The following is a 12066-nucleotide window of genomic DNA, read 5'->3' on the forward strand; positions in this document are numbered from 1 at the left end:
ACACGTCGCGACCGTGATCGCCGGCCCCATCGCAAGACCGGCTGCGGTTTGCTATCCTGGGAGGATGACGGCTCGCGACTCCGCCTCCTCCGAGATCACGCCCGAGGTGCTGCTGCGCGCCTATGCCTGCGGCATCTTCCCGATGGCGGAGAGCGCCGACGATCCGACCCTGTTCTGGGTCGAGCCGGAATTGCGCGGCGTGATTCCGCTCGACGGCTTCCGTGTCGCCTCCCGCCTGGCGCGCACCGTGCGCTCGGACGTGTTCACGGTCACCGTCGATACCGCGTTCAAGGCCGTAATCGCCGGTTGCGCGGCGCCGCAGCCTGGCCGCGACGACACCTGGATCAACAAGCGCATCCGCGATCTCTATGTCGGGCTGCACGCGTCGGGCCATTGCCACAGCGTCGAGGTCTGGCAGGACGACAATCTGGTCGGCGGCCTCTATGGCGTCAGCCTCGGTCGCGCCTTCTTCGGCGAAAGCATGTTTCACACCGAACGCGATGCATCGAAGGTCGCGCTGGTGCATCTGGTGGCACGGTTGATCGCCGGCGGATTCGAGCTGCTCGACACGCAATATGTGACCGAGCATCTGAAGACGTTCGGCGCGGTCGAAATCTCGCGACGCCGCTATCGCGCACTGCTCGACAAGGCGATATCAGGCGCGCCCGCGGATTTCCGCAAGCTCGACGCCACGCAACCGGTCAGGGGCGCCGACGCGCTGGCGATCATCGCCGAGCGCAATTGAATTAGCCCGGATCGCGCTCTCGCTCGACCCGGGCTGCTCAATCAATTCCCGAACAAGCCGCCGAACAAACCGCCCGGCCGCTGCTGTTGCTGGGGCGGCGGAGGTGGCGGCTGCTGCTGGTATTGCGGCGGCTGCGGCGGCGGACGCGGTGCGGCCTGCTTCGGCGGCGCGCGCTTCTGGGCCGGCGGCGGAGGCGGCGTCGGCGCCTTCGGCGGATCGGGCGCGGCGGTCACGATGGTCTGGTCCGGCCCTTTGCAGTCGGTTAGCCAGATGTCGTAGATCGGATGCTCGACGCCATGCAGGCCGGGGCTCGCCGCGAACATCCAGCCCGAGAAGATCCGCTTCACTTCACCCTGCAGCGTGATCTCGTCGACCTCGACGAAAGCATCGGTGTTGGCGGCTTCCGTCGACGGCCGGGTGTAGCAGGCATCGGTCTTCACGCGGAGCGCGCCGAACTGCACGGTCTCGCCGATATCCTCGTCGAAATTGATGATGCGCCCCGTGATCTTGTCGAGGCCGGAGAAGCTCGCCTTCTTGTTGGTGATCTTGGTCGACGGCGGCTCCTGCACGACCTCGTCGCCGGGCTGCAACGCGGCAGGCGTCTGCGGCGCCGTGCCGGGCGCCCCCTGAGGCGCAGCTTGCGGCGCGCCCTTGGGACGCTGCCCCGGCGGCAGCGGATTGGCACCGGGCGGCGCGTTGGCAACGGCGGGACCACCGGGCTGCGGCGGCTGCACGGCAACGCCGGGCGGCGCGACCGTCGAGCCGGGCGGCGGCGCCAATGGCTGCGACTGCACGCTACCAGGCGGCGGCACCGCCTGCCCTGGCGGCAATGCCCGCGGCTGGGTCGGCAGCAGGCGGCCGCGCGGCAATTCCGGCACTTCCTCGTCGTCGTCGCTGGGAGGCGCCACCTGGCCACGCGGGATCGAGCCGGGCGGACGCGGCGCGGGATCGGAGAAAATCGTTCCGATCTGCGCGCGCGCGGGCGGCGCAAACGAGATGGTTGAGGCGGCAACCAGGGCCGCAAAGCCAGTCAGGGCAACGGTTCGAAGCATCTCGCGCGGCTTTAGAGGGCGAATCGGGCTCGCGACAGTCTACCTTGATATCGGCCGCTCGCAGGCCACCGGTTAACACGCCGAATACGGCGGGGAAAGGGCGTCCAGCCACCCTACCCGGCGCACCGGTCAGCCTCTGGTCACCGGACTGGTAAGCCTTGGGAACACGTGTGATAGTCCTCACGCTGAAGGCGCGCGGCCACGCGTGAAAACCAGGAAAATCCGGATCGAACCGGACCAGCCAGAGGAAACCCAACATGCCAGATCGCATCAGGCTCGATGGCCGGATCGCCGTCGTCACCGGGGCTGCCGGCGTCATCGGAACCGCCACGCTTCATCTGCTCGCCGAGCGCGGCGCGCGGATTGTCGCGGTCGATCGCAAGGGGGCCGATCTTGCGGCCGCCATCAAGGAGTTGCCCGCCTCGGCCGAGGCCTTCGCGATCACCGCCGACGTCACCGATGAGGACGAGGTCAAGGAGTACGTCCGCGCCGCCGTGGACCGCTTCGGCACCATCGACGCATTCTACAACAACGCCGGCATCGAGGGCGACATCAAGCCGATCCCCGAATATTCGCTGGAGAGCTTTCGCCGGGTGCTCGACGTCAATGTCGTCGGCGTCTTCCTCGGCATGAAGCATGTGCTGCCGGTCATGCTGAAGCAGAACAAGGGCAGCATCATCAACACCGCCTCGATCGCGGGCCTCGTGGGATCGCCGATGATCGCGGTCTACAGCGCCAGCAAGCACGCGGTGATCGGACTGACCAAGAGCGCGGCCTGGGAGTGCAGCGGCACCGGCGTGCGCGTCAATTGCGTCTGCCCCGGCATGATCGAGAGCCGCATGCTGAGCACCATCCTGCAGGGACGTTCCGGCGGCAACGCGCCGCCGCCGGTCGAGAAGATCGTCGACCGCATTCCGGCGCGCCGGCTCGGGCTCGCGAGCGAGGTCGCCTCGATCGTCGCTTTCCTTGCCTCCGACGAGGCGAGCTACGTCTCCGGCTCCGCCTACACCGTCGACGGCGGCCGCATCGCCGCCTGACACTTCAGTTCAGTATCACAAGAAGGTTTGTTGCCTATGCCCGTCGTTCTCGATCCCGATGCCGCCGCCGTCTACAAGGCGTTCCAGGAGGCCGGCCGCCCTGCCTATGAATCGCTGACCGCGCCGGAAGCCCGCGAATATTATCGCGCCGCCCGCATCGTCTCCAATCCCGAGCCACCCGCGCTTGAATCGAGCAGGGAGCTTTCGATCCCGGCGCCGCACGGCTCGATCCCGGCCCGCATCTACACGCCGAAGACGCTGCGCAAGACCAACGGACTAGCAGCATGCCTGGTGTTCTTCCACGGCGGCGGCTGGGTGATCGGCGATCTCGATACCCATGAGGTGGTCTGCCGGAAGCTTGCCCATGAGGGCGAGCTGATCGTGATCTCGGTCGATTACCGGCTCGCGCCCGAGCATCGCTTCCCCGCCGCGGTGGACGACGCCGTCACCGCGACCAAATGGGTCGCCGCCAACGCGAAAGATCTCGGCGTCGATGCCGCGCGCCTGATCGTCGGCGGCGACAGCGCCGGCGGCAACCTCGCGGCCGTGGTCGCCCTCACCGCCCGTGACAACGGACCGAAACTCGCCGCCCAGCTGCTGGTCTATCCCGCAACCGATTTCTCGCGGAAGCATCCCTCGCACAGCGAACCCGAGACCAGCATCCTCTTGACGCATTCGGTGATCGGCTGGTTCGGCGATCACTATCTCGGCGACGCCGACAACAGCGACTGGCGCGCCTCGCCGGCGCGCGCGAACAGCTTCGCCGGACTGCCGCCGGCCTATGTGCTGACCGCCGGCGCCGACCCCTTGCGCGACGAAGGCGACGAGTATGCGAAATTCCTGAAGGACGCCGGCGTGCCCGTGACCTACCGGCATTTCCCCGGCCAGTTCCACGGCTTCTTCACCATGGGCAAGCTGCTCAACCAGGCCAATGTGGCGGTGACCGAGATCAGCGCCTGGCTGAAGACGCTGGGCTGATGTCCTCCTCGATCGAGATCGCCAGGCACACGCTGCTCTCCTGCGGCCTGGTCCTGGCGATCGGCACCGTCGCAGCGCTGTTCGCCCAGAAGATCAGGATTCCCGACGTCGCAGTGTTCCTGATTGCGGGCATTCTGATCGGCCCGCACGCCCTCGGACTGGTCAATATCGCCGGCGATTCTGCGCTGAACCAGATCATCCTGCTGTTCGGCGCGAGCTACATCCTGTTCGACGGCGGCGCGACGCTGCGGCTTGCCGTGCTGAAGCAGGTCTGGATCACGATCGTGGTGATCGCCACGGTTGGCGTCGTCATCACCGCCGCGATCACAGGCCTCGCCGCCCAGTTCATCCTGGGCGTCCCCGCAATCGTGGCATTCCTGCTTGCGGCGACGCTGGCCTCGACCGACCCTGCGACACTCGTCCCGATCTTCCGTCAGGTTCGCATCAAGGATCGCGTCGCGCAGACCGTGATGAGCGAATCCGCGTTCAACGACGCAATGGGCGCAATTGTCACCTTCAGCCTGCTCGGCCTCGCCACCGGCAGCACGTTCCAGCTCTCCACGTCCCTGCTGGAACTGCTGATGCATTCCATCATCGGTATCGTCGCCGGGATCATGCTGGGCTATCTCGCGGCACTGTTGATCGCCCACGAGAAATGGGCGTTCCTTGCCGAATACGCGCCGGTCGTCACCGTCGTTGCCGTCATCAGCGCCTATTTTGCCGCCGAGGGCATGCACGCATCCGGCTTCATGGCCGTGTTCGTGTTCGGCATCATGCTCGGCAACAAGGAAAGTTTCGGCTTCCAGATGGAGCCGGGCGAAGCGCAAAAGCTCGCTGAGTTCGTGCTGACCACGGCCTTCATCCTGCGCCTGTTCATTTTCATTTTGCTCGGCGCCCAAGTAAATTTCGCACTGATGCACAAGTATTGGCTTGGCGGCGTGGCGGTCACGCTGGTGTTGATGTTTCTGGCGCGCCCCGCAACCGTATTCCTTTGTACACTGCCCGATCGTCGCGCGCGCTGGAGCCTGCCGGAAATGCTGTTCATGTGCTGGACCCGCGAGACCGGCGTCATTCCCGCGGCGCTGGCCGGTCTCATGCACGGCATGAAGGCACCGGGGGCCGACATGATCGCCTCCGTCACCTTCATCGCGATCCTGATGACGATCCTAATCCAGGCCTCGACCACGCGCTGGCTTGCAGCAAGGCTCGGCCTGCTCGCAACCGATTAGAGCGCTCGCACGGCTACAGCGATCGGCTGCGCCGGCGCTTATGTCGCTTTTATATCGCCCGAGCAGTGGTCGTCTGGCTTTCTTATGCCCGGCCTTTCATATTCGACGAGACAAACAGCGCCGTGGTGCGGTCATGCAGTATCAGTCGAAAATGAATGATCGGAACCCATACTCTCCCCTGCTGTGCATCGGCGTTCTCCTGATGTTTGGTGCAGCCACCCAGGTGAATGCGGTCGCGAGCTGGTTCTGACAACGCGGCGTCCTGCGCTCTTTTGACGCCTCAAATTGCCAGTCGCCACGTCGTCGCGCGCCTCGGTCAGGGTTGCCTTATCCCCATTGCCGTGCGAAATCGCGCTCGGGTGTCCTGCGTGGAGCAGTGACAGGTTGAGCGATGGTCGGGCCACCACGCGGGAAGCGTGTGACCGATGGAACTTCGACCGCCAGCCAAAGAACTACCCACAGCACAACTGCTCGCCGAACGAGCGCTCGCCACGCTGCAGCGCTTTTTGCACGTCGAGGCCGTCAGCGGCTGCGTGCTGCTGGTTGCGGCAGCGACGGCCCTGATCTGGGCCAATTCTCCCTTCGCCGGCAGCTACCACGCCCTCTGGCACCAGCCGTTATCGATCCAGCTCGGCACGTTCGTGTTCGCGAAGCCGCTGCACTTCTGGATCAACGATGCGCTGATGACGATCTTCTTCCTCGTCGTCGGCATGGAGATCCGGCGGGAAGCCCACGAAGGCGCGCTCAGCAGGTTCGATCAGGCGCTTCTGCCCGTGATCGCCGCCGCCGGCGGCGTCATCGCGCCTGGCCTGATCTATCTCAGCCTGAATATCGATGCGGTACGCGGCCAGGGCTGGGCCGTGCCCACGGCGACCGACATCGCATTTGCCGTGGGCGTGCTCGCACTGCTCGGACGATCGATCCCGGTCAATCTGCGCGTATTCCTGCTGGCGCTGGCAATTGTCGACGACGTCATCGCGGTGCTGATCATCGCGTTCTTCTATTCGGGCGGCCTTCAGGTCGGCGGCCTGCTTGTCGCCTCACTCGGCATCCTGATGGTCCTCGCGTTGCAACGGATCGGGATCGGCTCCGCGCTCGGCTACATTGTGCCCGGCGCGATCGTCTGGGCCGGGCTCTTGACGAGCGGGGCCCATCCGACCCTCGCCGGCATCGTGCTCGGCCTGATGACGCCGGTACGCTCGATGCCGCTCCGGGAACATCCGTTGCAGATGTTGTCGCGGGTCGCCAGGGAGCTGCAAGGCAGCGATGCGCTGCAAAACCGGGATACGCATCACCTGGCGTCACCGCGGCGGCAGCTTCTCCTGGCACAGCGCGAGATGCTGCCGCCGGTCGTGCGCGTGCAGACCGCGCTGCATCCCTGGGTTTCCTATGCCATCATGCCGTTATTCGCCTTGGCAAACGCCGGGGTCAGCCTGACTGGCGTTGATCTCTCGGCGGGCGCTCAATCCGTCATGCTGGGCGTCGGTATTGCCCTCGTCGCAGGAAAGCCTGTGGGCGTGATCGGTGCGACCTGGCTGGCGGTCAAGCTGGGCTGGTGTCGGCTGGCCCCCAGTGTTTCGTGGGGCGGCATCTGCGTGGTCGGCCTGCTGGCCGGAATCGGCTTCACGATGTCCATCTTCATCGCGATGCTGGCCTTCACCGATGAGACACTGTTGAACGCTGCAAAACTCGGCGTGCTGCTGGGCTCAGTTGTCGCCGCCATGCTCGGACTAGGTGGGGGTGCGGTATATATTCGGTATCGGCGCAGCTTGATGCGCGCTCATCGATCACCTGGCCGAGACCGGGATGTCCGCGGATCGCTCAGGCAACGGCGCGATCGCTCCGCCGCCGGTTGACTCGCGGCCGACTGCCCGCTCCCACCGTGCGGATCGGCACAGCGACTGCAACGGCTGGCATCCCGACGCGCCGCATTGACGGAAATGCTGATCTCGCCATGCTGCGGTGCACAATCGCGCTATTTCAAACTTGTGGAAAAGCGAGACAAATCCGTTGACATTGCTAAACTCCATTCGCCGTAACAACTTATGGAGCGTTCGCATGAGTGTTAGTGCAGAAGTCCTCGCCCGCGCCCCGTTGGAAAAGACGGAAGGCGAAATCGAAACGGTGAGTTCGCATCGACCACGCGGCAATATTCGGCCTCTCTCACCGATGCCGGACTACGTCGAGCACCGCAACGGCGTCAATGAGGTGGGCATGCTGTCCGCCGAGGCGGTCGTGCGCGAATATGAAGCGGCGGTGAAAGAGATCGAGGCGCTTGGAACGGAACTGCAACTGGCCGCCAAGAACTGCGAAGTCATGGTGGCCGGCGTCCACGACATGATCGCGGAAATCAAGGAGTTCGCTGCGGGTTACCGCGATCAAGGCAAGCGCTTTTTCCTGCAGATCGAAGCCGTCTCGTTGATGACCACGGAGGTCAGGGATACCTGCGAAGCACTCAAGAAGAAGATCGCGACCGACACCTTGACCCGGTGATCTCTGGGCTCGGGCACGTTTCGTGCTCAGCGCATTCGTGGATTTTCAGCGTGCATTGGTGAACGGCTGCGCCAATCCGGCGCGGCGGAACCGTTAGTTTCTATTCGGGACCTCGTTCGCGACCAGGTCGTTCAACATCCTGCCCCGCTTCGGCGGGGGTTTTGTGCTGCAGCAAACCCTGCGCGCCTCGAAGGGCCGGACCTGACCGATTCAGCGCGCGTCAGGTGCGCGCTCAGCCATGTCGGTCGCCGACGGCAAGGCGGATATCGCGGACCACCGGTCGCTAAAATCCCTGGCCGGGAGCGCGTCCGTGTCGGAGACGACAGCGCCTGCGGTCCGGGGCAAGTGCGACCTCACCGTCGCGGCGGTTGCAGTGACAGCCAGCAGGGCGACGGCCACGAACCCGGTAATCGTTCGATGCTTTGTCACTTGAACCTCCTCTGGTCCCCAACGCCCACTTGACGTGGGTCACGGGAACCGTCGCGCCGGTTCACTACAAAGACAGCATCGATCGGATGAGATCGGACAACGAGCTTGTCCCAAACTCATATTGCTCCAGGAACTCGCAGGCGTTCCGCAATTCACGACCTACCCGGCGCGCGATGCCCGGCGCAGCGATTGCGGCGGCTGGCCGAAGGCGCGGATGAAGGCGCGGCGCATCCGCTCGGGATCGCGGAAGCCGGTGATCTCGGCGACGCGCTCGATCGCCTCGCCCGACGACTGCACGCGCTGCCGCGCCACTTCGATCCTCAACCGTTCGACCGCTTTCGACGGCGTGGTGCCGGTCTCCGCAATGAAGGCGCGGGTGAAATGCCGCGAACTCATCCCGGCCTTGTCGGCGAGGTCCTCGACCGTCAGCGGCGCGTCGAGATGCTCGCGCGCCCAGGCCAGCAGCGGCCCGAACCGGCCGTTCGGCGTCTTCAATTCCAGCAGCGAGGAGAACTGCGACTGGCCGCCGCTGCGCCGGTGATACAGCACGAGCTGCCGCGCGGTGTTCTGCGCGACCTCGTCGCCGTAATCCTCGGTGATCATGGCGAGCGCGAGATCGATGCCCGCGGTGATCCCGGCCGAGCTCCAGATATTGCCGTCGCGGACGAAGATCTGGTCCGGCTCGAGCTTGATCTTGGGATAGGTCTTCACGAAATGCGGCGTGCGCTGCCAATGCGTGGTGGCGCGGCGGCCATCGAGCAGGCCCGCCTCGGCCAGCACATAGGCGCCCGAGCAGACGCTGGCGACGCGAATGCCGCGGCCCGCCATCCGTCGCACGAATGACAGCGTGGTCGGACAGCTCGCCGGCGTACGCACGCCGTTGCCGCCGGCGATGATCAGCGTCGTGAACGCGGCCGACGGCTTGAAGCCGCGTGCGAGCATCTCGACGCCGGACGAAGAGCGCACCGGCCCCGCCTTCACCGCAATCGTCTTGATATCGGGCGCGCTGTTGGCGAAACGCGCCGCGATCTCGAAGGCCGCGATCGGACCGGCTGCATCGAGCAACTGGAAGTCGGAAAAGATCAAGATGCCGATCATTTGCCAGATCCTCGCCACGTCCGAAAATGAGGGAAATACGCCATTCTGGACGGGAGGCCATCATGGCATCGTGGTTCCGTCAAGCGCTATTTGGAGGCTTCCGATGTCCGAACCCCTGCAGATTGGATTGCTCGTCTTCCCGAAGGTGACCCAGCTCGACCTCACCGGTCCGCTGCAAGTGTTCTCCTCGGTGCCCGGCGCGAAGGTGCACCTGATCTGGAAACGGATCGAACCCGTTCCGAGCGATTCCGTCATGGTCCTGACGCCGACCACAACCTTCGCCGATTGCCCGCAGCTCGACGTGATCTGCGTGCCCGGCGGGTTCGGCACCGACGACATGGTCGGCGACGAGGAGATGCTCGCCTTCCTGCGCAAGCAGGCAGCGGGAGCGAAATACGTCACGTCGGTCTGCACGGGATCGCTGGTGCTCGGCGCCGCCGGTCTCCTGAAGGGCTACCGCGCCACCACGCATTGGAGCGCGATCGATTTCCTCGCCGGCTTCGGCGCGATCCCGACCAGGACCCGCGTCTGCGTCGACCGCAATCGCTTCACCGGCGGCGGCGTCACGGCCGGCATCGATTTCGCGCTGACGCTGGTGTCGGAGCTCGTCGATCGGAAGACCGCGGAAGCGATCCAGCTCAGGCTCGAATACAACCCGGCTCCGCCGTTCAATGCCGGCTCACCGGACACCGCACCGGCCGAGATCCTCGCCTTCATGAAGGAGCGGATGGGACCGGCCCACGCGCGCCGCGGCGAACTGATGGTCCGCGCGGCGGCGCGGCTCACCTGACGCGACCGCCGCACGGAAGATCGCTGCAACAGAAAAAGGCCGCCCGGTTTCCCGAGCGGCCCTTCCTGTCTCACGGTAGCCTCACATTTGCGGGCGATTTCAGGACATCTGTACCGGGGGCCTATCTCCCGGCCGCATCCAACTCGGAGGCCGCTGCTTATCGGGACAGTCGCGATCTGGAGCCCGATCCGACGCGATGGTTTCCCATCTCCGTAAGATGGCTTCATTGAGCCGCGAACCCGCGTCCGGCGCAAGCGGGCAGCACCGGCTGCAACCTACCTGTCCCCGCTGTTACCGTTGTCCACAGGCGCGCGCTTGCGCTGCCGGGCGCGCGTGCGATGCACGCGCGGTGTTACGCACGTGCACGTCAGATAAAGCAATGCGTGAAGGTCAGCTTCCCGGGGTCCAGGCGTGATAGTCGCCGGTCGCCTTGGGGCGGCGGCCGCTCGCCAGCGTCGAGCCGGACGGGCGGTAGGCCTGCGCGGTGCCGGTCATGTTCGGCAGATGCGGCTTTTCCCATTCCCGGGCCACGTACTTCTCATCGGTCGGGGGCACATCAACCGTGTGATGCAGCCAGCCGTGCCAACCGGCCGGGATCCGGGACGCTTCCGCATAGCCGTTATAGACCACCCAGCGGCGCTCGAAATGCAGCGTCGGGTCGATCTCGCCGCCCTTGGTGCGATAGTAGCGATTGCCCTGCTCGTCCTCGCCGACCAGCTCGCCGTAGCGCGAGGTCCAAAATTGCGTGCCAAAGGTCTGGCCGTTCCACCAGGTGAAGAATTTCAGCAGGAATTGTTTCATGCGCGGCCGGTCGTCGGTTCGAGGCTATGAGGCTCTGATGCCACCTCAATCCCCAAATGTCCAGCCACCGCCAAGGGTGCCCGGCGCTCCCCGAATTGCCCCCGTCCAGCGACGATTCGGCGACCAAATGACGCGGTCACGGGAAGTTTTGTTCACCTGCCATACATGCGCCGCTGGCTACGCAGAGATGACGGACAATCAATGTCTAGCGCTGGAACGTCCCACCGCACAAATGGTTAGACATTGTCCGTTTTGATGGAGTCCAAAATGATCAATCTGAAGGTTCTGAGCACTGCCGCGGCATTGGCGCTTGCGCTGCCGTTGGCCGTGGCGCCGACCGTTTCGTTCGCCCAGACCGCCGCGCAGATGGGCGCGATGGCACTCGCTCTGGTGGCGCTCGCGCGCGGACAGACGCTGCGTGTCCCTGACGGCATGTGGTTGCGGCTTGCCCTGGTGTCGATGCTGTCGATCGGCGGCTGGGTCGCGTCCATGGGCCTGGCGCTGATCTGGCTTCGGGCCAGCGAGGCGGCGGTGCTCGGAATATCGATCCCGGTGTGGGTCGCGCTGGTGGCGTGGCCGGTGCTCGGCGAGCGCGTGTCGCTGCCGCGCGCGCTCGCGCTCGGCGTGGCGCTCGTTGGGATCGCCGCACTGATCGGCGGCGGCGGTCTCGACGCGAGCCTCGGCAAATTGCCAGGCATTCTGTTCGCGCTCGCGGGCGCGCTCTGCGTCGGACTTGGAACCGTGCTGACCAAGTTCTTCAAGCTTGCAATGCCGCCGCTGTCGCTGGCGGCCTGGCAACTTGCAATCGGCTGCGTGCCGATCGCAATTGCCGGCATCTTGATCGAGCAGCCGCAGCTTGCCGCGTTGTCGCAACTCGGCTGGGCGTCGATGGTCTACATGACGCTGATCCAGTTCTGCCTTTGCTATGTCTGCTGGTTTGCGGCGCTCGAGCGATTGCCGGCGGCGACCGCCTCGATCGGCACGCTGCTGGTGCCCGTGGTCGGCGTGCTTGCGGCGGCGGCCATGCTGCGCGAGCCGCTCAGCACCAGCGACATCGTCGCGCTGCTGGTGACCTTCGCGGCCGTCGCGGTGGCCTTGCGCACCTGAGATTTGCGGACATGAAAAAGGGCGGCGTCGCCGCCGCCCTTCGCTATCAGGAATTCAGGCCTTGATTACGGGCAGGGATGCCGCAGGCCGTCAAAGCCGAGATAGGTGCCCGAGGCCGGATCGTAGGACCTGTAGCGCTGCGCGCAGTAGCTCGCGTCGCCACCCGGCGCGGCCTCCACGGCGACAGGCGCGCTGTCGTCGTAATAGCCGTAGCTGTCGTCATAATAGCCGGGGCCGTAGCCGTAATACGCGCCCGAGGCGAGGGCGCCGCCGACGACTGCACCGGCCACAGCGCCGGGCCAGAAGC

12 protein-coding genes are annotated in these 12066 nt (G+C 65.4%); 8 read left to right on the forward strand and 4 right to left on the reverse strand.

Features of this window, described 5'->3' with window-relative positions; translation table 11 throughout:
- The first annotated feature begins 64 nt into the window (after positions 1-64).
- Positions 65-745: a leucyl/phenylalanyl-tRNA--protein transferase gene (gene aat, locus FNJ47_RS24770; RefSeq protein WP_163157820.1), complete on the forward strand. Its 681-nt coding sequence runs from the start codon at positions 65-67 to the stop codon at positions 743-745.
- Positions 746-786: 41 nt separating this feature from the next.
- On the opposite strand, the gene FNJ47_RS24775 is transcribed toward aat, so the two are convergent.
- On the reverse strand, positions 787-1797 hold the full coding sequence (locus tag FNJ47_RS24775) for a DUF2155 domain-containing protein (protein WP_163157822.1): 1011 nt from the start codon (positions 1795-1797) through the stop codon (positions 787-789).
- Positions 1798-2054: 257 nt separating this feature from the next.
- Between FNJ47_RS24775 and FNJ47_RS24780 the strand changes: the two genes are divergently transcribed.
- From FNJ47_RS24780 to FNJ47_RS24800, 5 genes are all read left to right on the forward strand, one after another.
- A complete protein-coding gene (locus FNJ47_RS24780; protein ID WP_163157824.1) occupies positions 2055-2834 on the forward strand; it encodes an SDR family NAD(P)-dependent oxidoreductase in 780 nt (259 codons plus the stop codon).
- 36 nt (positions 2835-2870) lie between these two features.
- A complete protein-coding gene (locus FNJ47_RS24785; protein WP_163157826.1) occupies positions 2871-3812 on the forward strand; it encodes an alpha/beta hydrolase in 942 nt (313 codons plus the stop codon).
- Positions 3812-5041, forward strand: coding sequence for a cation:proton antiporter (locus FNJ47_RS24790; protein WP_163157828.1), 1230 nt, complete (start codon positions 3812-3814; stop codon positions 5039-5041). Before FNJ47_RS24785 ends, FNJ47_RS24790 begins: the two co-directional genes overlap by 1 nt.
- Before the next feature lie 425 nt (positions 5042-5466).
- Positions 5467-6897 carry a Na+/H+ antiporter NhaA gene (gene nhaA, locus FNJ47_RS24795; RefSeq protein WP_163157830.1) on the forward strand — a complete coding sequence of 477 codons (1431 nt, stop codon included), beginning with the start codon at positions 5467-5469 and terminating at the stop codon, positions 6895-6897.
- A 202-nt stretch (positions 6898-7099) separates the two neighbouring features.
- Positions 7100-7534 carry a hypothetical protein gene (locus tag FNJ47_RS24800; RefSeq protein ID WP_163157832.1) on the forward strand — a complete coding sequence of 145 codons (435 nt, stop codon included), beginning with the start codon at positions 7100-7102 and terminating at the stop codon, positions 7532-7534.
- Between the two features lie 588 nt (positions 7535-8122).
- Here the strand turns inward: FNJ47_RS24800 and FNJ47_RS24805 are convergent.
- A complete protein-coding gene (locus FNJ47_RS24805; protein ID WP_163157834.1) occupies positions 8123-9061 on the reverse strand; it encodes a GlxA family transcriptional regulator in 939 nt (312 codons plus the stop codon).
- A 103-nt stretch (positions 9062-9164) separates the two neighbouring features.
- On the opposite strand from FNJ47_RS24805, the gene FNJ47_RS24810 reads away from it, so the two are divergent.
- On the forward strand, positions 9165-9851 hold the full coding sequence (locus FNJ47_RS24810; RefSeq protein WP_163157836.1) for a DJ-1/PfpI family protein: 687 nt from the start codon (positions 9165-9167) through the stop codon (positions 9849-9851).
- Positions 9852-10241: 390 nt separating this feature from the next.
- Here FNJ47_RS24810 and FNJ47_RS24815 read toward each other — a convergent pair whose 3' ends face one another.
- On the reverse strand, positions 10242-10652 hold the full coding sequence (locus FNJ47_RS24815; RefSeq protein WP_163157838.1) for an NADH:ubiquinone oxidoreductase subunit NDUFA12: 411 nt from the start codon (positions 10650-10652) through the stop codon (positions 10242-10244).
- Between the two features lie 267 nt (positions 10653-10919).
- On the opposite strand from FNJ47_RS24815, the gene FNJ47_RS24820 reads away from it, so the two are divergent.
- Positions 10920-11759 (forward strand): DMT family transporter, encoded by an 840-nt coding sequence (locus FNJ47_RS24820; RefSeq protein ID WP_236000087.1) that lies wholly within the window; start codon positions 10920-10922, stop codon positions 11757-11759.
- A 65-nt stretch (positions 11760-11824) separates the two neighbouring features.
- On the opposite strand, the gene FNJ47_RS24825 is transcribed toward FNJ47_RS24820, so the two are convergent.
- Positions 11825-12066: BA14K family protein (locus FNJ47_RS24825; protein WP_163157841.1), on the reverse strand; the 242-nt coding region annotated here is incomplete at its 5' end.

The sequence above is a fragment of the Bradyrhizobium uaiense genome (genome assembly GCF_010811875.1).
Lineage (GTDB): Bacteria > Pseudomonadota > Alphaproteobacteria > Rhizobiales > Xanthobacteraceae > Bradyrhizobium > Bradyrhizobium uaiense.